General features: G+C 65.4%; 20 protein-coding genes. 10 read left to right on the top strand and 10 right to left on the bottom strand.

Annotation, left to right across the window (positions count from 1 at the left end; genetic code table 11):
* Nucleotides 1–230: 230 nt before the first annotated feature.
* The 3 genes from ACIQM0_RS27460 to ACIQM0_RS27450 form a co-directional block, all read right to left on the bottom strand.
* Nucleotides 231–863 carry a hypothetical protein gene (locus ACIQM0_RS27460; RefSeq protein WP_401291455.1) on the bottom strand — a complete coding sequence of 211 codons (633 nt, stop codon included), beginning with the start codon at nucleotides 861–863 and terminating at the stop codon, nucleotides 231–233.
* The gene (locus ACIQM0_RS27455) at nucleotides 860–1,291 is read right to left on the bottom strand and encodes a hypothetical protein (protein WP_401291452.1); all 432 of its coding nucleotides are present in this window, start codon (nucleotides 1,289–1,291) and stop codon (nucleotides 860–862) included. The genes ACIQM0_RS27460 and ACIQM0_RS27455 overlap by 4 nt, the downstream gene beginning before the upstream one ends.
* Before the next feature lie 2,041 nt (nucleotides 1,292–3,332).
* Nucleotides 3,333–3,614, bottom strand: coding sequence for a hypothetical protein (locus ACIQM0_RS27450; RefSeq protein WP_401291449.1), 282 nt, complete (start codon nucleotides 3,612–3,614; stop codon nucleotides 3,333–3,335).
* A gap of 344 nt (nucleotides 3,615–3,958) precedes the next feature.
* Here ACIQM0_RS27450 and ACIQM0_RS27445 point away from each other — a divergent pair, with 344 nt between their 5' ends.
* The 4 genes from ACIQM0_RS27445 to ACIQM0_RS27430 all read left to right on the top strand — a co-directional run bounded on the left by ACIQM0_RS27445 (nucleotide 3,959) and on the right by ACIQM0_RS27430 (nucleotide 11,091).
* Nucleotides 3,959–8,530 (top strand): AAA domain-containing protein, encoded by a 4,572-nt coding sequence (locus ACIQM0_RS27445; RefSeq protein WP_401291446.1) that lies wholly within the window; start codon nucleotides 3,959–3,961, stop codon nucleotides 8,528–8,530.
* Between the two features lies 1 nt (nucleotide 8,531).
* A complete protein-coding gene (locus ACIQM0_RS27440; RefSeq protein ID WP_401291443.1) occupies nucleotides 8,532–9,485 on the top strand; it encodes a hypothetical protein in 954 nt (317 codons plus the stop codon).
* A gap of 233 nt (nucleotides 9,486–9,718) precedes the next feature.
* Nucleotides 9,719–9,931: an excisionase family DNA-binding protein gene (locus tag ACIQM0_RS27435; protein ID WP_401291440.1), complete on the top strand. Its 213-nt coding sequence runs from the start codon at nucleotides 9,719–9,721 to the stop codon at nucleotides 9,929–9,931.
* Entirely contained in the window at nucleotides 9,931–11,091 is a 1,161-nt protein-coding gene (locus ACIQM0_RS27430) for a tyrosine-type recombinase/integrase (protein WP_401291437.1), read from the top strand. The genes ACIQM0_RS27435 and ACIQM0_RS27430 overlap by 1 nt, the downstream gene beginning before the upstream one ends.
* A 371-nt stretch (nucleotides 11,092–11,462) precedes the next feature.
* Here the strand turns inward: ACIQM0_RS27430 and ACIQM0_RS27425 are convergent, their stop codons facing one another.
* Nucleotides 11,463–11,672 (bottom strand): hypothetical protein, encoded by a 210-nt coding sequence (locus ACIQM0_RS27425; RefSeq protein WP_401291435.1) that lies wholly within the window; start codon nucleotides 11,670–11,672, stop codon nucleotides 11,463–11,465.
* A gap of 601 nt (nucleotides 11,673–12,273) precedes the next feature.
* Between ACIQM0_RS27425 and ACIQM0_RS27420 the strand changes: the two genes are divergently transcribed.
* Nucleotides 12,274–14,298, top strand: coding sequence for a P-loop ATPase, Sll1717 family (locus ACIQM0_RS27420; RefSeq protein ID WP_401291433.1), 2,025 nt, complete (start codon nucleotides 12,274–12,276; stop codon nucleotides 14,296–14,298).
* A 92-nt stretch (nucleotides 14,299–14,390) separates the two neighbouring features.
* On the opposite strand, the gene ACIQM0_RS27415 is transcribed toward ACIQM0_RS27420, so the two are convergent.
* Together ACIQM0_RS27415 and ACIQM0_RS27410 are read right to left on the bottom strand one after the other, a co-directional pair.
* A complete protein-coding gene (locus ACIQM0_RS27415; RefSeq protein WP_401291431.1) occupies nucleotides 14,391–15,308 on the bottom strand; it encodes a restriction endonuclease in 918 nt (305 codons plus the stop codon).
* Between the two features lie 143 nt (nucleotides 15,309–15,451).
* A complete protein-coding gene (locus tag ACIQM0_RS27410; RefSeq protein WP_401291428.1) occupies nucleotides 15,452–16,477 on the bottom strand; it encodes a tetratricopeptide repeat protein in 1,026 nt (341 codons plus the stop codon).
* Nucleotides 16,478–17,038: 561 nt separating this feature from the next.
* On the opposite strand from ACIQM0_RS27410, the gene ACIQM0_RS27405 reads away from it, so the two are divergent.
* From ACIQM0_RS27405 to ACIQM0_RS27385, 5 genes are all read left to right on the top strand, one after another.
* Nucleotides 17,039–17,224 carry a hypothetical protein gene (locus tag ACIQM0_RS27405; protein ID WP_401291426.1) on the top strand — a complete coding sequence of 62 codons (186 nt, stop codon included), beginning with the start codon at nucleotides 17,039–17,041 and terminating at the stop codon, nucleotides 17,222–17,224.
* Between the two features lie 126 nt (nucleotides 17,225–17,350).
* Nucleotides 17,351–19,258, top strand: coding sequence for a nucleotidyltransferase domain-containing protein (locus ACIQM0_RS27400; protein ID WP_401291424.1), 1,908 nt, complete (start codon nucleotides 17,351–17,353; stop codon nucleotides 19,256–19,258).
* Nucleotides 19,259–19,308: 50 nt separating this feature from the next.
* Nucleotides 19,309–20,373, top strand: a complete 1,065-nt coding sequence (locus ACIQM0_RS27395; RefSeq protein WP_401291421.1) for a hypothetical protein — start codon at nucleotides 19,309–19,311, stop codon at nucleotides 20,371–20,373.
* The gene (locus ACIQM0_RS27390; protein WP_401291419.1) at nucleotides 20,354–21,145 is read left to right on the top strand and encodes an SDR family NAD(P)-dependent oxidoreductase; all 792 of its coding nucleotides are present in this window, start codon (nucleotides 20,354–20,356) and stop codon (nucleotides 21,143–21,145) included. The genes ACIQM0_RS27395 and ACIQM0_RS27390 overlap by 20 nt, the downstream gene beginning before the upstream one ends.
* A 30-nt stretch (nucleotides 21,146–21,175) precedes the next feature.
* On the top strand, nucleotides 21,176–21,613 hold the full coding sequence (locus ACIQM0_RS27385; protein ID WP_401291417.1) for an NUDIX domain-containing protein: 438 nt from the start codon (nucleotides 21,176–21,178) through the stop codon (nucleotides 21,611–21,613).
* Nucleotides 21,614–21,775: 162 nt separating this feature from the next.
* Here ACIQM0_RS27385 and ACIQM0_RS27380 read toward each other — a convergent pair whose 3' ends face one another.
* From ACIQM0_RS27380 to mobC, 4 genes are all read right to left on the bottom strand, one after another.
* Nucleotides 21,776–22,945 (bottom strand): helix-turn-helix domain-containing protein, encoded by a 1,170-nt coding sequence (locus tag ACIQM0_RS27380; protein ID WP_401291415.1) that lies wholly within the window; start codon nucleotides 22,943–22,945, stop codon nucleotides 21,776–21,778.
* Nucleotides 22,932–23,726 carry a hypothetical protein gene (locus ACIQM0_RS27375; protein WP_401291413.1) on the bottom strand — a complete coding sequence of 265 codons (795 nt, stop codon included), beginning with the start codon at nucleotides 23,724–23,726 and terminating at the stop codon, nucleotides 22,932–22,934. Before ACIQM0_RS27375 ends, ACIQM0_RS27380 begins: the two co-directional genes overlap by 14 nt.
* Before the next feature lie 378 nt (nucleotides 23,727–24,104).
* The gene (locus ACIQM0_RS27370) at nucleotides 24,105–25,754 is read right to left on the bottom strand and encodes a relaxase/mobilization nuclease domain-containing protein (protein ID WP_401291410.1); all 1,650 of its coding nucleotides are present in this window, start codon (nucleotides 25,752–25,754) and stop codon (nucleotides 24,105–24,107) included.
* Nucleotides 25,755–26,252, bottom strand: coding sequence for a plasmid mobilization relaxosome protein MobC (gene mobC / locus ACIQM0_RS27365; protein WP_401291407.1), 498 nt, complete (start codon nucleotides 26,250–26,252; stop codon nucleotides 25,755–25,757).
* Between the last annotated feature and the right edge of the window lie 586 nt (nucleotides 26,253–26,838).

Genomic DNA, 26,838 nt, shown 5'->3' with positions numbered 1-26,838 from the left:
CGCACCGGTGACGTCGTCCAGGCTGCTCCGTCGGCACCCTTGGTGACCGCTGTTTGCCGCCGCTTCTGGCACGCTGTGGCACGGCCTCCCGTACGTGCGACCGCTCGGACGACGCTGCCCGGTCCGGGCTGCGTGGCCGATGATGATTGCCGACTGAGCACCATCAGAATGCGGCTGTTCGGACGCAGCAGGCCAGCTCTCGGGGCGCCCTGGTGCGGTGTGTCCAGTCGTTACCACGTGGTCAGGTCGACTACGTGGACACAGTGGGGGTCGGATGCGTCTGTCACCCAGCGTTCCTCTTCGCCGATGAGCGAGGGCAGGGCGGCCAGCAGGGCGGTCAACGCGCCGGTGAGCTGTACGTCGGCCGCGATCAGGCCGTCGGCCCTCTCGACTGCGAGGTAGAGGCGCATGGTGTCCTGGCCGGTGAAGAGGAACCCGCAGAGTGCTGGGCTGGGCGGGGTCTCGACGAACGGCCAGGCCAGCGTGCGCAGCACGCGCAGCGCTTGATCCGTGCTGGTCGCGTCGGCGGGTTCGAGGACGGTGGTATCCACCGGGACCAGGGGCATGCCCATCACGGTCGCGTCCGTGTGGGGGAGAGGGCCGGATGTGAGCGTGCGTGTCCAGCCAAGTACCAGTGGGGCGGTTACCGGCTCCTCGTCCTCGTCCGACAACGGGACTTCATAGGCGACCAGTTCGTGTGGCGCCACTGTGTCGGCGGCTCCGGTTACGACCCGAACCGCATCCCGCGCCGGCAGCACACCGCGCAGGAAGGTCCCCCCGGCAAGGGGCATCGCTGTGTAGTCGAGGAGGAAGCGCGTGATGTATGCCTGCTGCTCGATCGTCTCCCCGGCGGGGTTGTTCACTCGTTGATCCAGTCCGGGCACCTGTTCATGCCCTTGCAGTAGGCCGTGATGACACCGATCTTCTTGCCCCTGCCCGCGTCGTACTCACCATCGGACGTGCGGCGGGCGTACTGCACGATGACCACGATCGTGACCAGCTTGGTCTGGTTGCGGGCGACCCCGTAGTACTCGAGTCTGCCTCCGTTCTTCTTGTCGACCCTCCCGGCCAGAGCTGCGTCGACCACCCGGCACCTCTTGATGTTGTGTTTGCCGGAGAAGTGGTTCCAGCCGAGATCGGCGTTGCCGTAACGCGTAGGGATCACCCGTCCCTCGGGGTCGGTCTCCTCACACTTCACGCTCTTGTTCCAGTGCTGCGCCGCTGACGCCTCGCCCACGGGGGCGCCTGCGAGGCAGGCGCTCGCGACAACTGCGGTGAGAATCTTGATCATCTTTATGACCGGACCGTGCCACCCCACCGCACGGCATAGTCCTTCCCCATGGTCAGAATCGTTTCTCTTCCCCTGGACGGATGAGGTCTGATGGACAGCCGAGTGAACATGTCCGAGTCCGTCTCAGTGTCATCAGCTGCCTGGCGATGCTGACGGACAGGTCATCAGGGGCGACAGTGGTTGGTACTTCCTTGACACCGAGACCCGGACGCGGGATCACGCCAGAAGTGTCCCGACTGTCGGGTTCCGGCACGGCACGGCGCGGCATAGCGAGGAGAGCGACGTGCGTGAGAGGCGTCTGTCCGTCCCGGAAGTGGCTGAGCTCCTGGGTATGGCCGAGCGCTTCCCTCGGCGGCTTGTGGGGGTCTCTGAGTCGCCGAAAGAGGGGCAAGGTGGTGCGTAGGTGGTGCGCGATGCTTGGACCGGTCCAGGCAGCAAAGAAGCCCCGGGCCGTCGGCCTGGGGCTTTCTCATGGAGCGGGTGACGAGAATCGAACTCGCGCTCTGAGCTTGGGAATCACCCAGCACTCGAGCCAGAAAACTGCTGTGACCTGCGGTGATGGGCCTATCGTGGGGTGCTGCCGGAGGCTGCGGAAGGTCGCTGTTGACCGCTGTTTACCCCTACGACTGGCACGTAGTGGCACGGCATCGTCGAGGGACCGCCGGAGGAGCTCTCATCAGAGGCAGACCGGACGCCCGGTGGGAGGACCGTGGTCGCCCCGCCTCGCTCAATATCCGAGTCAGGCCGGCGGGCATACCTGCGAGTGGGTGGTGGCGGTGCCCGTGCTTGTGGGCTACAAGCCGCCTCTGAACGCTTCTTTCGGTGTCAGGCGCTGATGTCAGAAGCGGGATTAAGTGGGTTCGCGGGAACCAACCAGCGGGGGCCAGTACGCTTCGCGTACTGGCCCCCGCTGGACGAGGAATGTCACTTACGGACTGCCCACTTGCTATGCGTTCGTCAGCACGTCAACCCGTCGAGAGCGGTACTCTTCGCTCCGCTGACGAGTGGGACGGGCTTCGGCGGGGTCACAGGGGATACGAGGCTGTGAAGGCCAATCCGGTGTGCCGTCACCCGCGGAGTGGATTGCAGTGCGAATGGCAGTCTGCGCATGCTTCAAGACGTCTGGCTCAGAACCGCCAGTGACCACAAGATCAATCTCTACGGTCATCTTGTCGGCATCCATCGCTACGCCTGAATCACTAAGGCGCGGATCGCACTCCTCCAACGAGAGCAGTGCCTCCATGACCCTGCTAGCGCTGAATGCCAGCGTCTCCGCATCTTCAGGACCCTTCACGTGGAAGGTCCACCGCACACATGCTCGGAGATTCTCGTTCACGGGATCCCCTTCCAACACGGCTGGCGTTTCCCCCAGCTCACCACGTTCTTTGCGTAGCTTGCCCCACTTGGGGTCAAGTGATACCACCGCATGTGGGCGCCACACGGGCACTTCAGTGTGTAGTACGTCGGAGGGTCACCGATAGACCACCCGTTACGGTGAAAAAGATCGAGAACAGGCTCGTGATCTTTCGTGTGCTTCTTCCAGTAACCCACTCGACTCCCCGACGTAGCGTGGCGGGCTGGCCAAGCGTACGCGGGAGCGGCGATCACCTCTAGAACTTTGCCAGATTTTCCGACACACGGCTCGGTGAAATGATCGATCATTTTTAGTATAGCGCCGAGTGTCAAGAGCGACCGGTAGATCAACACCTCCCAGCCCACCGCTCACCTCAGCTCCCATCCCATCCGCCGGCACTCGCGAACTGCGCCCCTCCCACCCCGGAGTCTGAGTGCCCCCGCCGGAGGCACGTCTTGAAGCCGTGGGCTTGGTTCTCGTCTCATGCCCTACCCGGCCTATCCGCTGCGGGCGCGCGTCGGCGGCGGCCGCGCCGAGCGGGCCGGAGGCAGGAGCGCGGGTGTAGCCGGGGGTCTTGATGAAGTAGGGAAAGTTCTACCGCGCTGGAATCAGGTGCCTGCTGTGGTGCACCGAGCATGGTCGTCGGCCGTACTGGTGGGCACGGCTGACGACCATGCTCGGAGGTTCTCAGGCCGCAGCAGCGGCCTCACGTCCCCTGCGGGTGCGGTGGTGGAAGGAGATGTCCACGTCGGAAGCCGATTTGATGGGTTCGGCGTCCTGGACGGAGCCGTCGGGGGCGACGGTGGCGCCGCGCCAGCGTATGGGGGTGGCAATGGCGAGGGCGGGGGATTGCGGACGTCGTCGGTCCAGCCTTGAAGGAGATGCCCAGGCGGCGATGCGTAGGCCGTCGACCGCACGGCCGAGGGTCTGCTCGATGAGGTCCAGGGCAGCTGCGGGGGTGGGATTCATTGACCTGCCCGGCGGCCCGTAGGAGGGGCGCGGCTTCGAGGGTGCTGGCTGAAGGGCAGAGCGCGGATGCCCCTCGGACTGCCCAGGGAATCGTGAAACCCCGGCGTTCGCCGTAGCGACACAAAGCGACCTCAACCGGCACCATCGGAACAAACTGGGGTGAGTCGTTCACCTCGTCCAGCTGAAATTACTGCTGAACAATCGAGACTGGCGGTTGGCTGGGTTACAGCCAACTTTCGCGAAATGCGGCTTGTTTACGTCGCTACTTGCCAGTCCTTGTTGATGACACCGCTTCTCTCCCGCATCCTGGAAGGCTTTACATCGAACCACGACCTGGGGAACAGATGTCTCTTCACGCCGCTTTTCATGCAGACAATCCAGAGGCGGTCCACCGTGCACGCCAGCTTATCGAATACATGCGCGAAATTGTTCGTGGGTCGTACAAGCCGGTGCGGGATTGTCAGAAGTATCCGGAGGTTCTCTGGCTCTCCGGCCTGCCGGACGACAGGCTGAGGCGGCACCCGGACGGCGACCGGCTGCTGCTGAAGGTGTCGCACCGGCCGCCGAGGCCGGCCCCTGTCCTACCCGAGGTACTGGCGGGGTGGGTGGATCAGGAGGTCGCTGCCAGCGCGACGTCCGAGGCGCCACCGCTGGCCGAGTCGGGTCCGGGGCAGGGGTGGCAGGAGGACGAGAACGGTGATCTATTCGAGGTCTCCGAGATCGGCCGGGAAGAAGCACACGACGTGCTACGCGCCTACTCGCAATGGCTCGACACATGGCGCAAGTGGTCGGAAAAGGAACGCATCGACCGGCCGTACCGGGAACTCCATCAACAGCTGTACCGAATGGTGACCAGGATCCAGCAGGATGGTGAGGAGTACGAGGCTGTACTGGGCGCCGGATTCCTGAACGTCGGAGCCATGCGTCCGTCGGCACGTATAGCCCGGCACATTTTGACGGCGCCGCTGGTACTCACCATGAACCCCACCGATATGACCATCACGGTCGCTCTCTCGCCCGGCGACCCTGCGCGGCTGGAGGACAGCGAGTTCCTCGGCGAGGATGAGGGATACAGCACCCGGCTGCTGAGCCCGCTGCGAGAGCGTGTCGACGCGGACGGATTCCATCCGCTGTCCGGTGACTCCCAGGACGTGCTTGGTGACTGGTCGGAGAGGGCGTTCGGTACCGATCGCGCGGTGGCATTCCACCGTGGCTGGGGTCGCCCGCCCGCCGACCCGGCGCTGCCGGTGCCCACGCTCGGGTTCGCACCGGCGATCATTCTTCGTCAGCGGGGCCAGGGCGCCCTCGTGAACTTCTACGACGGCATTGCGAACCGGCTTGCCCAGCCTGGTGCCATGGCTCCCCTGGGGCTGGCTCAGTTGTTGTACCAGCTGGAAGCGGAGGACCGCAGGTTGTGGGGTACGGCGGGTGGCCGCGATGTGCCCCCGGCCCTTGGCCCCGACCCGCTGTTCCCGCTGCTATCGAACGAAGCTCAGCGGGAGGTGCTGAGGCGTCTTCAGACTGATACCGGCGTCGTCGTTCAGGGGCCGCCCGGCACGGGAAAGACGCACACCATCGCCAATCTCGTGTGCGCCTTGCTAGCGGACGGCAAGCGGGTGCTCGTGACGAGCGAGAAGAGCCAGGCGCTGAAGGTCCTGCGGCAGCAACTGCCCGCCGAACTGCGCAGCCTATGCGTCCTTCAGGGCGGTCGGCGCGAGGATGGCAGCGGCGATCTAGAACAGTCCGTGCGCGCACTCTCCCAGCTCAGTGCCACCCAGTCGACGGAGCGTCTCGACGTAAAGATCAAGGGCCACGAGGCGTTGCGGTCGAAGCTGTCGGACACCCGCGCGCGACTCCGTGACGAGCTCCGCACCCTTCGTGAGGGGGAGTGGTACGAACACCTCGATGTGGCATCCGGTTATGGGGGGCGGCTCGCAGAGATCGTGGAGACCGTCACTGCCGGGGCGTCGAAGTACGACTGGATGCCTGTCCTGCCCGCGTCATCACCGAGAGAACCTTCGCTGAGCGAGGATGAGGCCCAGCGCTTGCTGGGTCTGGTGTCCCGGCATGGGGCCGGTGTGCTGGAAGAGCATGCCGCCCGCTGCCCGGACCCCGCAGACTTCGTCGCACCCGTGTTGTTCGAGGAAGCGGTCAATGCCCTGGATGCTGCGGTGCGCTCTTGCGCCGAAGCGTCCTCCGATCCGCTTTCCCTCGAACTCGCGAATCAAGGCCGCGATCTGATCGCGACGTTGGTAGAACTTCTGGATGCGGCGGAACACGCACTTCAGAGCGAGGGGCTGCCAGGGGAGCCGGCCGCATGGTTGCCGGACGAATGGACTACTCGTGCGCTGCGGGATGGAATGGCCGGCCAGCGACAGCAGCTGTGGGACGGAGTGCGCCGGTCGGCCGCCCGCGCCGAGGAAGTGCAGAGCGTGCTTCAGCACATCCCCTTTGCAGCGCTTGACGTGCCTGACGTAGCACTTGCCGAGGAATCGCGTCTTATCGCCGCGGGGAGGGACCTCGAACAGTTCCTGCGAGGTGGGGGCAAGCTGCGCAAGCTGGTTCCGACGGCGGTACAGAAGGAAGCCCAAGCCCTTCTTCAGGGGTGCCGAGTGGACGGGCGACTGCCCAGGACGCCGGACGAGGTTTCCGCGCTGGTGGCTCACCTGGCAGCACGCCAGTGTGTCCGACAGCTGAACGAGCGCTGGCAGAGTGTCGGCGTGTCTGCAGCCGAGGGCCACACGGAGGTTGCTCTGTCGGAGTTGTTGGACCGGGTACCGACGCTCCGCGCGGTGGACGGGTTCACTCAGTCTGTGCGCATGCTGCACGACGTTCTGCTCAAGGCCCGGATCAAGGCCACGGTGCGGACGGCACAGCAGTGGGACGACGTCCGTACGTCGGCGAACGGTGCGGGACGGCTGCTTTGTGCCCGCGAGGCGGAGGAGAGGCTCCGGTACATCGCCGAGCAGCTGCCGCGGCCTGACGCCCACGGTGTGGTTGAACTGGCGGAGGTCCACAGAGCCGTCAGTGCTCGCGATCCGCAGGCATACATGTCCGCGATCGAGTCACTAACCGAGGCGTTCCACCGTGAGGCCGATCGCCGAGAAGCCCGGAGACTTCTGAGTCGACTGTCCGAGGATCACCCCGAACTGGCCCGGCGTTTTGCCGAGTCCTCGACCGAGACGGCTTGGGAGAGCCGCCTTGCGAACTTGGAGGGTGCCTGGGCTTGGCGGCGTGCGCGTACCTTCCAGGAGGCGATGCTGACACCTGGCAGAGAAGCCAGGCTGGAAGGGGAACTGGAAGCCGTCGAGTCACAGTTGAAGAGAACGGTTACCCAACTGGCGGCTGACAGGGCTCTGTACCACTGCCTGGACAGGATGACGGCTGGCCAGAAACAGGCACTGAGCGCCTACGCCTCGGCCACGTCGAACGCCGGCAGGGGAATGACGGCTCTCGGCAAGCGGCACCTTAAGGCCGCCCGTTCCGCGATGCGTGACGCGCGTGACGCTGTCCCGGCTTGGGTGATGCCGATAAAGCAAGTGGCCGAAATGATTGATCCCGAGCCGGATGCCTTCGATGTCGTCATCGTGGACGAGGCCAGCCAGGTCGGCTTGGACGGCCTGATGCTGCTATGGCTTGCTCCGAGGATCATCGTCGTGGGTGACGACAAGCAGTGTGTTCCGTTCTACACGGGCGGCAAGCACGAGCGGTTCAACGAACTCCTCGACTCACTCCTGCCCCATCTCACCGACTGGCAGCGGGACGGGCTCAGCCCCAAGTCCAACCTCTACGACCTGCTGTCCGCGCGCTTCAGCGAGACGATCCGGCTTACCGAGCATTTCCGGTGCATGCCAGAAATCATCAAGTGGTCTTCCGCTCAGTTCTATCCCGACAACGAACTCGTGCCCCTGCGGCAGTACGGAGCGGACCGGCTGCGGCCCCTCGAAGTCGTCCATGTCCATGAAGGCCACTGCGAAGGACGGCGAGAGACGCTGGTCAACAGGCCGGAGGCTGAACGCATCGTCGCCAAGTTGCAGGAACTTGCAGAGGACGAGGCGTACGCGGAACGGAGTTTCGGAGTCATCGTGCTCCGTTCCGGACATCAGACGAGGCTGTTGGAGAATCTAATCGACTCCCGGATCGACTCCGCGATCCAGGAGCGGCACAACATGCGTGTGGGCACGGCCGAGCAGTTCCAGGGAGACGAACGGGACGTCATCCTGCTCTCACTGGTTGTCGACGCCGACAACACCCGAGCCCTGACCGGCCAGGGCGACGGAAGGCGGTTCAACGTGGCTGCCAGCCGGGCCCGCGACCAGATGTGGCTGTTTACTTCCGTCACGCCGGACCAGCTGCGCAGTAAGGACCTGCGTCACTCCCTGCTCACCTACATGCAGGCGCCGCCGGAACTCCAAGGCACCTCTCCCGGCCTCTCCACCGTTTCAGCAGACGACCAATGCGAGCCGTTCGAATCCCTGTTCGAGCAGCGAGTCTTTCGAAGGATCAAGGAACGCGGCTACCACGTCGTTCCCCAGTGGAAGGCCAGCGGCAAACGCATCGACCTCGTCGTCGTCGGAGAGACAGGTCGGCTCGCCGTGGAGTGCGACGGCAGCCCGTATCACTCCAACCCTGACCAGATTCGTGACGACTACGAGCGAGAGCGTGAACTGCGACGGGCGGGCTGGCAGTTCTGGCGCATACGGAGTAGCGAGTTCGCCCTGTCTCCGGAGGATTCGCTAGCGCCGCTGTGGAAGCGCCTCGACGCTCTGGGCATCCGGCCCGGAGTTACCGAGCAGGACCAGGGCGATTCGGCGAGCACGTGGGCCCCGGTCGAGATCGACGATGCCGACCTCACCACCGATGAACTCGACGCCATGCTCGATGAGGATGCGTCCGTCTCTCTCGAAGGAGTTTGATGTGAACGAGATTTTCGACGACAGCACGCTGACGGAGATCGCCCACCTGATCTGCGGGGACGAGACGTCGTTGCTCTATAGGAAGGGATACGAGATTGCTGCGTTCTTCCATCGGGCGGGCTGGGACGACGTTCCGGATTACGACGGCACGCCGAGGCACAAGTGGGCCCTGGAACTCCTCAAGGAGAGGCAGGCGGACGGCACGGACGACGCTGAGCGCGCAATCCTGCGCCTGGCGAACCGTCTTGAGTACTACAACCAACAGCGTGAGTACCACGCCATGCTGAAGCGGCTCAACGAGGTACTTGTGCTCGATGGACGCCGGATTGGCGAGGACGGAGGCCAGTCGGCCCTCGTCCGCTGCGAAGCCGGTTTCGATGACCAAGTACGGCAGTTGCCGCGGGTCGAGCTGAAGGTATCCGTGACGGATGTGGTGAGCGACCCGGATCTTGCTACAGCCGTGCAACTTCGGCTGGACGAGGCACGCACGTGCTACGAGCATGGCGCCTATACGTCGGCGATCATCATGCTGGGCAGCCTTTTAGAGGGGGTACTCGCGCATGCGGCACAGGCCCGTGCCACAGAGGTACCCATGCCGAAGTCGTTGCGGAACATGGGGCTGAATGACTTCGTGGACTTCGCATTCAAGAACAAATGGATCGAGCACGATGCCAAGCTGGCCTCTGAGCTTGTCCGGCACTATAGGAATCTCGTCCATCCCCTGGCGGAGAAACGGACCGGACACAGCCCGAACCAAGACACGCTCGATATGTGCTGGCCGGTGGTGAACGCCACGCTGAACGATCTTGCGGCGACGGCGCCCCCCGTCCCTGTTCCTGTGCCTGCGCCCGCAGGTCCAGGCCGTGGCTACAACCCCAACGTTGCCACACAACGCCCAACGCCAGCCTCTGTGGCTCGTCGTCGTCCGGGCGGCGGAACATCGGCGGGCACATGAGTCGAGGGCGCAACTAATCCAGCGCAGAAGGGGTGCTGCGTGTTTTGCCAATCAGCGGCCGGTACGGGACCACCACCGTGAGGGCTGGCGAGTCCGGGGGCGAGCGCTGACGCGGTGGTCGCAGTTGCTTAGAGGAGCCCAGACAGGTGGGAGGGCCGCGGGCGGCCCGCTGCGCGACCTTCCTCCCTTGGGCAAACCCCACGCGCTGCCCTCGCCCTGGAAGGAGACCGGTCGTGACTGACCCCCTGCTCACCGTCGACCAAGCCGCCGAACGCCTCGGCACCACCGCACGCTTCCCGCGCCGCCTCATCGCCGAACGCCGGATCGCCTTCGTCAAGGTCGGCAGCCCCGTGCGCATCAAGGCGAGCGTCCTGGAGGCGTACATCGAGGGGAAAACCGTCCAGCCGATTCGCCGTCGCCGCTCTCGCTACGGAAGGGCCGCCTGATGGGGAACGCGAAGGGAAGCCGCCGGCGCTTCGGTGCCGTGCGTCAGTACAGGTCCGGCCGCTGGACCGCGAGCTACCTGGGTCCGGACGGACAGGACTTCCGAGCACCCGACACCTTCGACACCAAGAAGGACGCCGAGGTCTGGCTCTCCCAGGTCGAAGCAGACCTCACGCGCGGCAACTGGCAGGACCCGGACGCCGGGGCGGTGAACTTCAAGGAGTACGCCCTCCAGTGGGTGGATGAGCGCGGTCTCTCCGCGACCACCGATGAGCTGTACCGGCGTCTCCTGCGGCGTCACCTCCTGCCCACCTTCGAGGGCCTGGACCTGGACGAGATCACCGCATCCCGTGTCCGCACCTGGCGAACCGAGCGGCTGGCGTGCACCGGAGCAGCCACGACTGTGGCCAAGGCCTACCGGCTACTCAAGGCCATCATGGAAACCGCGGTCGATGACGAGCTGATCCGCCGCAACCCCTGCCGCATCCGGGGCGCTGGGAAGGAGTCGTCCGCCGAACGCCAGATCGCCACCGTCGCCCAGGTGGACGCGCTCGCGGATGCTCTCGGGCCCCGCTGGCGGCTGATGGTCTACCTCGGCGCTTACGGTCCGATGCGCCCGGAGGAACAGGCCGAGCTTCGTCGTAAGGACGTCGACCTGGACGAGATGACCATCCGGGTCCGCATGGCGGCTCCCGAGTTGACCACCGGTCGCCGCGCTCCTGGCGACACCAAGTCGGATGCGGGCAAGTGGGTCGTGGTCCTGCCGGCCTTTCTGCGGACCGACCTTCCGCGACACCTCGACTGGTACGCCGAGAAGGGCCCGGACGGACTGCTGTTCGTGGGGGAGAAGGGCGAGCCCTTCCGGCGTTCCACATTCGGGCAGAAATGGCGCAGGGCTCGCGCGCTCGTCGGGATGCCGGAGGGCTTTCGCTTCTACGACCTTCGTCACACGGGGCACACCCTGGCCACCCGGTCCGGAGCCACGCTCAAGGACACGATGGTCCGCGCCGGCCAGTCGTCGGAGAAGGCCGCGCTGATCTACCAGCACTCGGATCTTGAGCGACAGCAGGAAGTCGCGAGCGGGCTGGACGACCTCGTGCGGTCCGCCCGCAAGAAGGCTGACCAGGGGCCTTCTGGTGCGGATCTGGTGCGAGACCCCTGAACTGGTCCAGACAACAAAGAAGCCCCCGGCCGCTGGCCTGGGGCTTTTTCATGGAGCGGGTGACGAGAATCGAACTCGCGCTCTGAGCTTGGGAATCACCCGGTACTTGGTCCCGTGTATAGCGACTGACCTGTGGGAACGCGAACCGGTGACATCGTCCAGGCTGGTCCGTCGGCACCCTTGGTGACCGCTGTTTACCGCCGCTTCTGGCACGCTGTGGCACGGCCTCCCGTACGTGCGACCGCTCGGACGACGCTGCCCGGTCCGGGCTGCGTGGCCGATGATGATTGCCGAATGAGCACCATCAGAATGCGGCTGTTCGGACGCAGCAGGCCAGGTCTCGGGGCGCCCTGGCCTGCTGCGTCCAGTCGTTACCACGTGGTCAGGTCGACTACGTGGACACAGTGGGGGTCGGATGCGCCTGTCACCCAGCGTTCCTCTTCGCCGATGAGCGAGGGCAGGGCGGCCAGCAGGGCGGTCAACGCGCCGGTGAGCTGTACGTCGGCCGCGATCAGGCCGTCGGCCCTCTCGACTGCGAGGTAGAGGCGCATGGTGTCCTGGCCGGTGAAGAGGAACAGCACGTGAAGCTCCTGGCGGACTGGTGATCTTGGTCGTGAACCCGTCTACCAGGAGCTTTCTTCATGCCCATCGCCGGAGCTGCCGGTCCAACCACCCGTCAGGTTGGAAACGGCTCAGTGTGGTGAGCGGTCGTCCGACGGTGAGGGTGGTCAATTCCGGCGTCGGCGAGACACTGCAGGATCGTGTGGGCGGCAGGGGTGTTCGCCCGGTCGGGCCGAAGAGTGACGAAGCCTTGACGGGGGACGCCTCAAGGACCTTGCTGATGTTGCTGTCACCGAGTGAGTGAAAAATGAGCCTGCTGGCCGTAGCGCCCTCTGACTGTGGGGACGATACCCGCACCCTGCTTGGCAATCTGCTCGAAACAACCCGCGGCGACACCATTTGAGTGCAAGATGATGATCCGCGCGACTCACGCAGCGCAAAGCTGAGGGCAGCAGAGATGCCTTCTGTGCGCGCCGTTTCTACGACCTAGGGGTAGCCGTGGTCCGACGTAAGCGCAGGGATAAGCGACAAAGTCCCGCCGTCACAACTCCCCCGCCGAAGGACCAGAGCGAGCAGCTCACTCCGGCCGACCTCTCTTCACTTAGCCTCAGTCAGCCTGAGATGAAGATCCCTAAGGGATCCATCAATCGGATCAAGATCGGCCAGTCTTTTGCTGAATACGATGCCGCCCTGGAAGACCCAAAAATTTATGTTCACACGCCGGCGCTAGCTTCTGCGCAGGATACAGAAAGCGGAAAGGTATTCTTCGTAGGGAGAAGAGGTACAGGAAAGACTGCAATCAGAAAATACTGCAGCCTCAACAGCGACCGCACCCGAGTAATCGTCCCGGAGATCTTCAGTCCATCTTCAACACTGCAAGAAATTGACCTTTTGGCAAACACTAAGCAGCGCCCGTTTCGATCACTCGTCTCAGCCTTCAGGCGGGCACTTCAAATTGAAATACTATCGATGTGGAAGGACGGCCATCCAGGCTTCCACGAGGTTCCTAAAGTAATTGCAGAGGAAATCGAATCCTATGCTGAAATGGATTTCGATCTTAGGTGCCTACATTTCATCTCTCGCATCAGTGGAGCGCTGGCTGAAGGTAACGATGAGCAGTGGCTCCGAGAAAATAAGGCGGCCAAGTCGGTCGCAGATGGCATGAAGCTTCTTGCCTCCGGAGGTCTGCCCACTCACACACTTCTCATCGATAGCATCGACGACTACTGGGAGGGCAGTGACGAGGGGCTTATCTATTTGACTGCTTTCATGCATGCCTGCCTGGAAACAACCACTCAAATCCCCTGGGCCCGCACCATCTTGTTTCTCCGAGAGAACATCTTTGAACGCGTGCGGGCGCGCGACATGGAGTCTTCCAGGCTGGAGACCGCAGTCGTTGGGATGGAGTGGAACGAGCGTCAGCTTCTGGAAGTTGTCGAGCGACGGCTAAACCGTGGATTGACTGCTAAATTCCAGTTGGGTGGGGCAACCTGGAATGCATTCTTTGAAAATCCAGAAGAATCATGGAAGGATGTTCTAGATTACTGCCAAAAAAGACCCCGGGATATTCTGATCTATACCAGCAATGCTGTAGAGGCCGCACAGAATGGAGGTCATGAAAAGATTCTGATTGAAGATATTCAACAGGCCCGACGTCGGTTCTCTGACAACAGATTCCGTGACCTGGGTGACGAGTATGCGGAAAACTATCCGAAGATCTCTGTGGTGCTATCCCGCTTCTATGGCCTGGGTAACGCCTTCACCTTTGGGGGTGTGGAAGCCTTCATCAGGAAACTCCACAATGATGCGGAAGTGATCAGGCTCTGCGGCTCATGGCTTTATGAAAATTCCGCACCGGAGAAATTCATTCGCTTGCTCTATGACGTCGGTTTTATTGGCATCAGGGCGCCTGGGCGGAGCCCTAAGTTTCGCGCTCTGGGGCCGCAGGACACAAGCCCTCCTCCCGTGTCGGAAACCACGGACATTGTTATTCATCGATGCTACTGGGATGCACTCGACCTTCAAGACATGTTGGTGCGAACTCTTCCCGAAGACAAGGAATTCGGCCGCATTGGAATTATTGAGGACCTGCCTGATGGTCTTGACGAGTCCGAATACGCGGATACGATCGAGCTAGTCACGTCCTCGCTCAAGGAGTTGCCAACGGGCCCTGCTGGAGCCGTGGACTTCGAGGAAATCGTAGGCGAGGTGATTAAGCTTTGTTTTTTCCGTGTGCTAGGTAACGTGGAAGAGAAAAGTCGAAGCTTTGACGGTAAAGTAATTCGTGATTGGGTCGCCGCAAACCGGGCAAGTTCGGGCTTCTGGGAATCCGTGCGGGTTCGGTACAATGCCGTACAGATCATTTGGGAATGTAAAAATTATGGCGATCTATCCGCAGACGACTTTCATCAGCTCAGCTACTATATGAACGATGTCGGCGGACGGTTCGTAGTTCTAGTTTTTCGTGGCGAGATCAAAAATTCCTACTATGCACACCTTCAGAGGATCGTGACTCACAGCAAGGGTTTTGTCCTTCCTCTCAATGAGAAGGATCTGTTTATTTTCCTTCGTCAGGCAAAGAATGGGAAGATCAAGGAGGATCACATCCAAGATCGCTATGACAGTGTGGTGAGGCGCCTCTCTTAAGGTTTCGTCAAGGCAAGCCTACGGGCGTCCCTTAACTTCGAAGTTTCAACGGTCCACCGACGGAGCCGGTGGACCGTCACGAAACTTCGAGGTTAGACGTAGCTAGGGATGTCCTCGTAGTAGCGGTAGTGATCCGCGTCGTAGGCATCGTGACCTCGGTCGACCTTCCTGAAGGTGATCTCGAAGTCGTCGAACTGGCCGTCGTCGTAGGTCACGGTCCCGCTGCCAAGCCGCCTCAGTAGCCGGTCGGTGTACGTCGGCGATTCGATCTCCTCGGACTGCCAACCTTGAGCGCCGTACAGGTAGTCGAGGTACCAGACGAATCCGCCGTGCTTATCGTCGTAGAAGACACCGCGGGGTCGGATTTCGTGCCCGATAGGCAACTCGATCGAGGCGATCCGGTCCAATCGTTCGTCGATCCAATTGAGCGGGAACCCGACTGCGCTCCCGTGCCGGTTGGAGACACGGAGATAGAAGCCGCGGGTGATTCCGATGAACCGGTTCGGCTCGCTGGTGGCGAAGACTCTCCAACCGCTGGCTTCGGCGCTGGTCGGGAAAAACCGCTGGGCTACGGCCCAACCCCGGGGAGTGGTGAGCATGCGCTCGAGTTCCACTCCATCCCACACATGTGTGGGTACCCCCTTGGTTCGCTCGATTGACTCCAGTCGAGAGACCAGGGCGCTTGAGGGCTGGGTGGAGCAGACGAGGAGGAAAGCGTCGGCGTCGTGCTGAGCAACGGCGTCCACGATGCCGCCGATGCTTCCAACGTCTTCACCGCTGACGGAGCGCCCAGCGCCGTCCTTGGCATGAGCCATGTGCTTGCACGAGACCACCCAATTGCGCGTCTTTGCCCCTAGCGCTGCATCGCCCGGCTCCTCAAGAAGGAGGTCACGTCCGCCATCTGCTCCGCGGCCCGACCACTTGGCTCGATAGCCGAGGGCAAGGGCCAGTTCGCGGACAAGCTGTTCCAGATCCTCGCCGTCCGGTTCCAACTCGCGAAAGTCGAGCATCGTGCTCCCTGTCAGTGACGTGCTGTGGTCATCAACGTGATCTAGGTGCCCTTGCGTACCTGGTCGGCTGTCCGTCCGGTGAGCGTCGGGAGATCGCTGAATAGCAGGATTACCATCCAGCGCTGACAACGCGGTCGGAAGAGTCAGTCTGTGATGCGGGATGCCTGCTCGCGAAGCTCCTGGGCCTCGGGAACTCCGCCGTACCGGTGCAGGCGGACCCGCATGTCCTGGAGTGCGGCCTGGACCTTCACCGAGCGGATGCCGTCCGCGCTGTCGAGGAAGTCACGCCAGGTGGCCATGGCGCCGTCGACGTCGCCTTGACGGAGCCGTACGCCGCCGAGGTCGGCGAGGACGATGGCGCGGGTGCGGCGGCGGTCGAGGCCGTGGATGTCGAGGGCGAGGTGGAGGTGTTCCTCGGCGGCGTCGAGGTCGCCGAGGCGGGAGAGGATCATGCCGGATTCGTGGGCCCAGCGGCCCGGGGAGTAGTGGGCGGCCCAGGAGTCGCCGGCTGCGGCGGTCGGCTTGCCGATGGCGGTCTCGGACAGGGCGAGGTGCTTCGTGGCCATGCGACGGTCGTCGTCTTGGGCGGCGGCGTTGGCGAGGGTGGCCTCGTAATAGGCGACGGCTCGCGGGTTGTCGAGCTGGTGACCGTACTCCACGCAGGCTTCGCCGAGCTGGACGGCTTCGGCTCGGTAGCCGAGGTCGACGCACTGGACGGCGAGACCTCGGAGAGCCGTTGCCGACAGTTCCGGATCGCCGGCCTCGGCGGCCAGGCGGAAGGAGTGGGCGTAGTAGCGCTGGGCGAGTCCGCGCAGTTCGGGGGTGTCGCCTTCGTCCTGAGCCATCCAGCCGGCGAGGTGGACGAGCTGGGAGGTCGCGGCGAAAAGGTCGCGTCCGGTGGCTTCGGTGAAGTGGCCTTCCAGCCAAGGGGCGACGTCTTGGGTGAGGTAGCGGACGGCCAGGTGGCGGGCGTGCCCGCCGCCGAGTTCGGAGGCGGAGTCGCCGAGGGCCTTGACCATGTGGCGTACGGCGGCCACCTCGCCCTGGCCGACGCGGACGGCTCCGGGAAGGGCGGTCTGGGTTCGGCGGGTGATGCTGTCCATGTCGGGCAGGCCGAGTGCGGACAGCGCGTATCCGCTGGAGGCGAGGATGAACTCCCGGCGTTCCACGTCGCTCCTTCCCGGGTGCAGGACTGATGCAACGGTATCTGTGTGGGGTGCCACAGGCGTGGGCTCCGAAAGGTTGATCGCCTCGGGATCCAGTGCCAGCACCTGGGCGATGTAGGGCCACCAGTGGCCGGGGGTTCGTTCGCCTTCTATCCACCGCCGGGCGTGCTGACGCTGCAGGCGGCGCGGGTCACCGCATTCGGCGAGGCCGAGAGCACGCGCCAACTCCGAGGGTCCCCAGCTGCGTTCATGGCAAGCCCGCTTGATCAGTTCCGCGACGGCCGGGTTCTTCGGCACCCCGTCACCCCTCCCCACCTGGATTACGCGGGATTACGCAGGACTACATCCTGGGCCCTGTCCCGGGAGTGCGGCCCGTCGTTCACTGAACATCACCCCGCAGATCTCCGAATGGCTCGAATAGGCCCTGTTCAGGGCCTATTGGTGTCTGCCCGGACACGTTGAGAGGAACCGACGGTGGCGATGCGCAGTGACAACGCACGGACCCGCACGATCCCGCTCTCGCGCCACCCCAGCGCGGCACTCCGCGGTCCGAGAGGCGGTCCGATGAGCCGTTCCTACGTACCCGATCCGCTGGAGACCGCCCTGAGCTGGGTGTGGGCCCTCGGCACAGCTGCCGGGCTCGCGATGGTCGCACTTCTGGCCCACACCGAGCACTCCTCCGCTCAGGTGCCGTTGGCGCAGCTGACGCTCAGCTCCGAGGACGTTCCGTTGTCCGACGGCCCCGTATAGACACCCTGGCCCGTCCTTGCCTCTCGCCTCGGTTCGAGGCTCGGGGCCCCATCGAGTCCTTGCCGCAGGGCGCTCACGGCGCCCTCGCAGGCGTACCCGCTCCGCATCATCAGTGAAGGGAAGCCGATGTCCGGTCCGTACAACAGCGACACGTATCCCCTCCCCGTGTCGGTCGCGTTCAGCGGCCCCGACAACACCGGGAAGACCAAGCAGATCGGAATCCTCGCCCGGCGCATGGGCCCGGCCGCGACCTCAGCAGGCCCGCTCGACCACTACGACCCCCGCTGGACCGCCATCAAGGCCGACGGCATGGCCCGCTGGTGGTTCGAGACCGGCCCGGTCGAGGAGGTCGCCGATGTCCTGGCCACCTCCTACCTGGAACGCTCCCGGCACCCCTTCTCCGCGCCGGTGCGCCTGCTGGACCGGGGCATCCCGATGCTTGAGGCGTCCGTCGCAGCGACGGTCGCTGTACGAGACGACCTGGACGCCGCGCAGGCCGCAGACCGAGCCCGACTCATGCTTGCGCCGTACGAGACCGACCTGCGAGCCGCCGAGGAGAGCGAGTACGCCCTCGTCCTCCTGCACTGCGACGACCCGGAGGAAGGTACCTGCCGGAGCCTGGCTCACGAGGTGGCCGTCACCGACATCTACGCGGCGTACCAACGTCACCTCCATGAGCAGATCAACCGACTCGTCGGCGAGGGACGCTTCCCGATGGCGATCCGCATCAGCAATCGGCCGACCGTTGCCGTCCAGGACGAGGTGCGTCGGTTCCTGGCGCCCCTGCACCCGGACGTGCCCGGCAGGGCTCTGCCAGGAGTGCACGTCACCGCGCTGGGCGGCATGTCGGAGAGCGGTAAGAGCACGGCCGGCGAGTACCTGCGCACACAGCACGGCCACGCCCGCCTCAAGATCGGCTACCTCATCGAGGACGCGGCCGACCGGGCGGGGATCCGTGACCCCTATCGGCTGGGGTCAGTGGTGCAGGCTGAGTTGATCGTGGACTCGCTGGACCGCTTCTGCCAGGCCCACCACTTCCTCGACTCCGTCAGCATTGAGTCGCTGCACGACTTCGACTCGACTGCTGAACTCGCCCGGATGCTCGGTCCTCAGCTCACCATCGCCTACCTGGACGCCTGCGAGGGGACGCGCACCCGGCGGGGTACCGCCGGGGCCCAGGACGTCGTGGACCGTGACCTCATCAAAAGCGCACGAGGCGCGGACAAGATCGTCTCCATCGCGCACGAGGTCATCGGCAACGACGGGCCACGCCTGGAGCTGGAGCGGCGGCTGGACCGCATCGCGCTCAACCGCCGCTGGCCGGAGCACCAGCCCTCCACCATGCCGGTCAACGCACTCGGACTCCCCGTGCACCTGGAGTCCTACCTGGCGGAATTCCTTGACCGGACCACCGGCCTGCGCCCGTTGATCGATCTGCTGGCCGTCACCGGAAGCGGCGCCCGGGGCAAGTACCAGCACGGCTGGAGCGACCTCGACGTCCTTGTCGTGGCCGACACCTCCTCCCTCGACGAGATGCGTCAGATCCTCGCGGATCTGGAGACCGAACTCGGCGGGGTCAAACTGGGCATGACCGTACTGACCCGTGCCGAGTGCCGAGCCGGCGCCATCACCTCTCGACTCCTTCACGTCCTCGCTCTCATCGGCAGCGGGTCGCTGGTCCCCTTGTGGTCCACCCCCGGCCTGGCTCTGCCCGCTCCGGACGCGGCCACCGACGTCGCTGTAAGCCTGCGCGACGGCATCCAGGCCGCCATCGAGATCCGCCGACAGTTCCTCAAGGGCAGCCCTGACCTCCGCGCCCTCTACAAGGTCACCGCGCTGCTCGCGAAGATTCAGCTCCGCTTCAGTGGGATCGAGTGCCCTTCAGACAGCGACGCCCTCACCGTCCTCCTCGACGCCACACGGCAGGACACGAGCCTGGTCACCACCGCCCGCACCGAGCCGCTCGCCGCCGAAGCGCTCGCACTCCTCGTTCTCCAGGCTTGGCTGGACACCCTCCCTGGGGAGATGCGGTGAGCGCGAACGTCCGACGGCCCATGGCGGCAACGCGCGTCTTTCATAAGCCAGTGGCGACCCGGGAGCGGGCCGAAGTCGAGGCGAAGGGATGGGCACAGCTCCCCTCCCGCATCGCGGTTCCGGCCCTTCACGGGCAGATCGCGCTACCGGACAGACAACTACTCGCCTACGAGGACGTTTTCGCCAACGGCCGGTGCGAGCTGTTGATGGGCGATGTGATCGCCCTCGCCGACCGCGATCCGGCCGTCCAGCCCCGTCTGGCCCGCCTCGTGGACGGGGTCTGTGCCGACCTGCGAGCAGCGGCTGAGGAAACCGGGAGGAGCGTGCCGCTGGCCGAGTGCGTCCCGGACCTCTACCTCGAACGCATTCGCCCCGGTAGCCGACTGGACCGCTGGTATCTGCGCCGCGACCTGTCACTTGCCCTGCCCCACACCGATACGACCCTCAGCCTCCGGGAACTGGCTGGCTTCACCCTCACTGCCAACGGCAGACCGCTGACGTTGAACGTCGCCGACACCATCGACAACGTCCGCCTTGCCCTGGCTCCCGATCGCCGCAGGCTCGCCGTTCTCACGCAGGGTGATCCCACGGAGCCCAACATCGCTGACCCGCTGTGCTGGCTCGACTTCGAGTTCGCCGGGCGCAACACCGTCGCGGGCGAGGCCGCCAACCTGCTCTGGTACCTGATGGCCCTGGGCGGCTGGCTCGTTCCCCGCTACCAGCCCGATGTGTACGCCCGCACGCTCCGCCTCGCCCTGCCGCCCCTGGCCCGCCCGCGCATCGAGCACCTGGAACTGCACCGGCCCAGTCGGCACATCGATGTCCGATACACCTGGAACACCAGCCCCGGCCGCGCTGCGGCCGTCACCCGTGCACTGGACGGCCTTCGCAGGGAGAACGGCAGCGGCCTGGAGGAGATCCGTGCCTTTCTTGCCCTGCGCGTCCTCGGCGTCATCCCGCCCTCCCGGCTCACCGGACACGACCTCCTGCTCGTCCTGATCAAACTCGCCGAGAGCCAGGACCCGCACACGACGCCCGACACCTTCTTCACCACCACACCGGCCCCTCACCCCCACCCCGGCGAACGGAGCAGCAATGTCCCTGCCCCTGCTTGAGACTCCACTCCAGACCCGGCCGCTCCAAGGCCGTACCGCCCTCGTCACCGGCGGGGCCACCGGCATCGGCGCCGAGATCGGACGGGCGCTCGCCACCGCCGGAGCAACCGTCGCGGTCAACCACCTCGGCCAGGACCCCGACGCCCACGCCCTCCTCGCCGACTTCGAGCGCGCGGGCAGCCCCGGGATCGCGGTGAACGCCGACCTGACCGATCCAGGCGGCGTCCGGACCATGGCCGACCTCGTCCGCGCCGAGATCGGACCCGTCGACATCCTGGTGAACAACGCCGGCTCCTACCCCCGCGTTGCCTGGCAGGACACCGACGAGACCGCCTGGAACTACTCCCTCGACCTGAACCTCACCGCTCACTACCGCACCTGCCACGTGCTCACCCCTGGCATGATCGAACGCCGCTGGGGCCGGATCGTGAATATCGGCAGTGTCAACGCCCGCGTCGGCCGGACGAACCTCGTCGCGTACAGCACCGCGAAGGCAGGTCTGCTGGGACTGACCCGCTCCCTCGCCCGCGAACTGGGCCCGTACGGGATCTGCGTCAACACCGTCATGCCCGGTGCCATTCAGGTCGAGGCTGAGAACGCCCTCCCCGCCCAGCACCGTGCGCGGCCGGAGGACCAGATCAAGCGCCAGTGTGTCCCGCGCCGTGGTCGGCCCGAGGATGTCGCGGCCCTGGTGGCGTTTCTCGTGGGCCCCTCCGCCTCGTTCATCACGGGGCAGTCCGTCCACGTCGACGGCGGCTGGCTGCTGCACTGAGACGACCAACAAGCAAGGAGACAAACCGAAATGATGGAACGAGTCCGCGCCGTCCTCGTCACCGCAGACGACACGATGCTGGTCATCCGCCGTACCCGGCCCGGCATCCCCGAATACTGGGTTCTGCCCGGCGGCGGCGTCGAACCCAGCGACGAGTCCCGGGAGGCGGCCCTCCACCGGGAGATCCACGAGGAGATCGCGGGAAAGGCCGACATCATCCGCCTCCTCCACACGATGGAGTCCGACGACGAGCGTCAGCTCTTCTACCTCGCCCGCATCGCAACCTGGTCCTTCGACGACCGCACCGGTCCCGAGTTCAGCGCCGAAGGCCGCGGTGAATACGCGCTGGAGGAGATTCCGCTGACCATGGAGGGGCTCGACGGCATCGACCTCAAGCCCGAGGAGATCGCCCACGTCCTACGGGGAGCCATCAGGGCCGGAAGCCTCGGAGTCGAGGCATCGCTCTGAGCCTTCGAGTGCGTCAACACGCCATCAGGGCCGACTCCGAGTTGAGTCGGCCCTGATGGCGTCCGTACGCGCTGCTGGCTTGACGTCGGCTCGATGCCGCAAGCACCGGGCGTAGCAACGGGAGAGAGCCGCGCCCGCGTCTCCTCGGGGCGAGCGGAACTGCTACTGGACCAGCCGGAGCACCGGCTTCTGTTCCTGAACGTCCAGCAGGTTCTGCACCCTCTCGCTTGTCCACGCCAGCTCATGAGCCAGTCGGGAGATCGATAGGTCAGCTTCGCTGGCAGCCAGCTCGAAGGCCCGGCCAAGCAGCGAAGGCCGTTCACCAGGGAAGTTCGAGACGGATTCGGCGGTGAAGCCCGGCTGGCCGTCGAGAGCGCGTAGACGCTGGTACGTCCGGCTGGCAGTCGCGTCGGAGATCAGCCCCAGCTCGCGGCATCGGTAGACGAGCGAATGGAGGGAGACTCCCCAGACCCCCCTGAGCTCGGCCAGGCGTGCAAGATCCATTCGCCGCGGCAGGAACGGCAGGATGCTGTCCTGGGGGGTCAGGAACTCGGCGGCGAAGGCATCAGCCTGCTTCTCCTGACGGCTGTCACCGGTGGCATCGGCGTGAAGCACGAGGTGGCCGAGCTCATGGGCAGCTGTGAACCGGTGCCGATAGATGTCGTCGGCCCGGGCGGCGGTCAGAACGACGAGTGGCCGTGCTGCGCGGGTGGAGAAGGCGTCCACACTCGCGGCAGAGGGATCGCTGGCAGGCGGCATAACCACCACGATCCCGTGGGACTCCATCCGCCTCACCAGATGCGTGACAGGGCCGTCGCCGAGGCCCCAGCGCCTGCGGAGCTCACGGGCAGCGGAAGCGGGGTCGGTGGACAGCTCTTCGCCGGGATGGACCTCCCCACCGGCGAAGCCGGGCAGATCGACGAGAGGCAACTGAACGCGCTGTTCCAGCGCGTACGTGAGCTCCCAGACCTGCTCGGCGAACGCGAGCGCACGTTCCCGCTGGGACTTCGGTGTGCTGCGCAGGCTTCGGAAATGCGCCATGGAAGCGTCAAGCCGATTAGCCGGCCTCCCCAGCAGGAAGAACGTCACGGGAACCCCGAGGACCTCTGCGAGCCGGGGGATCAAGTCAGGTCGTGGCTTCGACACCCCTGTCTCGTACTGCCCCACGGCTGCAGGCGTCACCCCGAGCCCGGCCGCCACGTCCTTCTTCGTCATCTCCGCCAGACGGCGAGCTTGCGTCACCCGGGTGGGATCGAAGAGGTCGTAGACGGCGCGGGGCGTGACGCCTCGTTCTTCCGTACCGGGAATGAGGTCTTGCTTAGTGGGTCGCATCGTCTTCGCTGCTCTGGTCCTCAATGAGTTCTGCCTCAGTCTGCACGGGTACGTGCAGGGCCTGGTCAGAGGCGGTACGAGAGGACAGCGTAAGGGTGGGTTCGAGTCCTTCGGCGAAGCCGGTGTGTGCCGTGACCTGGCCCGGAATGCTGATCGGGCGCGGCGTGTACGAGGTGACCTCCTGAGGCAGGTGGAGCGGCTCCGGATCGGTTGCCCACTCCAGCTGCCGGTTCATCCCGAGCGCCGCGATGCCCCAGTACGCCTCAAGGAGCTCGGAGGCGTTGCAGGCGAAGGGAACCAGAACCAGCTGGGTGCCCTCCGGGACTGTCGCCAGAGCGCCGCGCGGCTCGGCGATCGGGACGGTCGGCCCGAAGTCGAGGTCGAACGGAACCTGAGTGTGCTTCGGCGCCGGTGCGAACGTGAAGAGTTCCCGCACCAGCCGGGACTGGCTGGGGATGCGTGCGCTACGTACGTCCGACTTGGTGTTGGAGTACCGGAACGGGTAGATCAGCCCCTTGCCGATGAGCATCAGCTCGTACGAGAAGCCAAATGGCTTGACCGCGCGGGCGCCAGGAACCTGCTTCAGTTCGTCCTGAAGCCGCTCGTACTGGTTCTCGTACCGGCTGGTGCCGTAGACGCGGGTGGTGCGGGAGGCGGCTTGTTCTTGCGCGGCCTGTGCGTTGGCCTGCATGTTGCGAAGGCCCTGCCCGACGCGGCAGCGTGTATCTGCTGCTTGCTCGCCGAACACGTCGGTCGTCCACAGTGACGAAGGCATACTCATGCGGACGACTCCTCGGGTCGGACTACGCATCGAAGCATTCCAGTGCGGCTTTGACTTTAGTTGATGTCGGAGATTTTGCATAACTGCTTTGGTGTTCGGCGTTTCTGTTGCCCAATCGCCACTGGCGTGGCCCCGAGGAGGTCGTGGCGCGTGGAGGAGATGCTGGGCCATTGAGCATGCTGGAAGCTGTGCTCCCTGCCCGGGAGCTGCCTGTTCCCTAAAGGAACAAGGCAGGCGTTCCCTGAGTGAACGCCTGCGCCGTTCCCTCAGGGAACGGCGCAGGCGTGGCGGAACTTGCCTCTGCCGGCTGATGGCTGCGTTCCTCGGGCCCAGACCTCTCACAGGCGGCGAGCCAGAGTGGGCTCCTCGGGGTGAGGGTCAGCGCGTGCGGCGCTGCTGGCGGGTATTGGTCTGGCGGTAGGTGGCCGACGGAGATGCCGGGGCGCTGCTCGTGGTGTCGGCGGCCAGGTCGGCGCGGCGGTGGAGGCGCCAGGTGAGGACTTCGCTGAGGCTGGTGGCGGTGTCGGTTTGCCGTCGGGCAGTGGCTTCGGTGAGGAGAGCGGTGGGCTTGTGGCCGACGGCTTCAGCCCGCGCGAGGGTGGCGGCGAGAGACGGCCAGCCGGGCTCCGCGAGAATCTGTTCGGCCAGCTCGGGAAGGGCCCGGCGCAGTGTGTTTTCCTGACGGCGACGCAGAGTCTCAGTCAGTCGTTCCCCGCGCTGCCGAAGCGTGGTCAGGGGCTCGGTGGCGGTGGCCCGGTAGGCGGTGCGGAGGTGCGTGACGGTCTGGCGGGCGGCTTCAGCCTGCTGGTGGTGTTGCCGGGTGCGATGCCAGTGCTGGGCGGCGATGACCGCGAGCAGGAGGGCGTCGAGGACGATCGTGAGGAGGGCCCCGTCTTGCGGGGCGGGCTCGCGCAGGACCGCCTTCACCGCGCAGCGGGTGGCCTGGGCCTGCTGGTGCTGGGCGGGGATTCGAGATCGGGCGGCGCGCTCGAAGACGGTGGCGGCTTGGACGAGCTGTGGGCGGAGGCCGACAGGGGCTACCAGAGGGAGTGCGTCGAGGGCCTCGGCGAGGGCGGTGATGTGGGCCTGTCCTGCCTCGTCCTCGTCGTGGGCGAGGTGGTCAGGCGTCTGGTCGACGGCGACGGCGAACCGCCGCCAGGCTGTGGTGCCAGTCTGCTCCGTCAGTTTTGTCGCGGTGGCTGTCAGGCGTTCGGCGATCTTGGGATAGGAGAGGTCGGGGGCGAGGGTGGAGCCGGAGAACCACACCGGCTCGCCCTGGGAGTTGGTGTCATCGCTGAGGGCGACCTTGTAGCCGCGGACGTCGCCGGACGGGAAGTACTGAACGTCGACGAGGGCACCGGTCCCCTCAATGATCTGGAAGAGCTCCGCTGCGGTCGTGGCCGCCGAGACTGCTGTGCGGACGGTGGTGCGCAGGTGCTCGCGGGTGGTGCGGGCATTGCCCGTGCGGCGGGCCTTCTCCTGCTCAGCGCGGGTGGGGCGTTTGGCGGCGGTGCGGTCTCCGCGCGGAACCTGGCGGAGCCCGTATTCCTTCTCGACGGCGACGAGTTCCTTGTCGGCGCGCAGGAAGTCGTTCCAGTTTCGTGCTGGGCGGAGGTCGCCTCGGACCTTGGTGGCGACGATGTGGATGTGGTCTTCGGCGTGGCGTACGGCGACCCACCGGCAGGCGTCGGCGTCGCCGTCCGGAGCGATGCCGGCGGCGTTGAGCACGCGGCGGGCGACGGTGGCCCACTCCTCGTCCGACAGGGCCCGGTCCTCGGGTGCGGCCCGGACCGAGCAGTGCCACACATGTTCCTTCGGCGCCTTGTCACCGGCCTGCTTCACGCGAAGGTCGAGGGCTGTGGTGAGTTGGGAGAGGGTGGCCTCCGAGTCACGGCCGGGGTCGGGGGCGAAGCCGTCCCACGAGGCGATGAGGTGAGGATCGGTGTGCTCGTTGGCACGGCCGGGTCCGTAGAGGTAGTTCAGGACGCCGCGGGTCTTGTGGCCGGGCTTGACGATGTTCGCGATCAATCAGATGGCCCGGTGCTGTGTGGCGGCCACATCGGCGGCGATGTCGATCGTTGTGGCTGCCTGGCGGGCCAGGAGCAGAACCCGCGCGGCCTCTGTCAGTACTGTCTTGTCCCCAGGGTGTGGATCGCCGCCCGCGTTGAGGCGGTGGGCGATCTGGTTGACGTTCGTACCGATCCGAGCGACCTGCGTACGCAGCGCGGCCAGCTCGTCGATCAAGTCGTCTGTCGCAGTGCGCCGGTCGGGCAACGCGCAGTCGCCGTGGAGGTGGGTCATGACCAGGGCCCCGACGAAGTGAGCGCCGGCCAGCCCGAGCCGATGTGCCTCGGCCTTGATCTCGCTCTTCTCCTCCGCGCTGTAGCGGACATCGACCCGCTCGGTGCGCTGGACGTCCTGGCGCGCACGACGGCTGGCGACCCGGTGGAGCGCAGCTTCTTCAGCGGCCCGCACCACACCGCCGTTCGTCCTGGGAGCGCCCTCGCTCCCAGGTGTCCCCGTCACCCCTGGGGCGGGCACTGCGTTGGACCGGCCCTTGGACGGTCCAACGCCATACCTTGCTCCGCCTGGTGCCTGGGGGCGTGTTATCTGCCGTCGCGGTCTGCTGGGGGGTTCGTGTTGCGCGTCGTGCATGGGTCTCTTTCCGAAGTGGGAGTTGGGCGTCGTACGTTGACCGGTCTTCGGCCTTGGACGGTTGCGCTGGCCGGGACTCGGTGAGGGCCTTCGTGGGTGAGGGGCGACCGGGGCGGATTGCTGCATGGACGACGTCATTGCTCTCGATTTGGCCGCTGCCGAGTTCACCGCGCGTCTCGGACGCCATCGGCATAAAGAGCGATGCCGGTACGAGGGACCTGGGCCACGGTCGTTGCACACGCGGCGGGGACCGGCTGAGTCGGCTGCCGGTCCCCGCTGGCTGGTCCCGCAGCTCGGAGCTCTGAAGCGTGAGCTCGGGGGGCCGACCGTACGGCGTAGACGGGTCGCACTGACCTGCAGTTTCCCTGCCTCTTCGGGGACCGGTCCCCGAAGAGGCAGGGGACAAGAAGGAGCTTGGTGGGGACCGGTCCCCACCTGAGTCGGGGACCGGTCCCCG

The organism is Streptomyces sp. NPDC091387 (genome assembly GCF_044756945.1).
Taxonomy (GTDB): domain Bacteria; phylum Actinomycetota; class Actinomycetes; order Streptomycetales; family Streptomycetaceae; genus Streptomyces.
The sequence above is the reverse complement of the archived record's forward strand: the minus strand, read 5'-3'. Positions and strand labels throughout refer to the sequence as shown.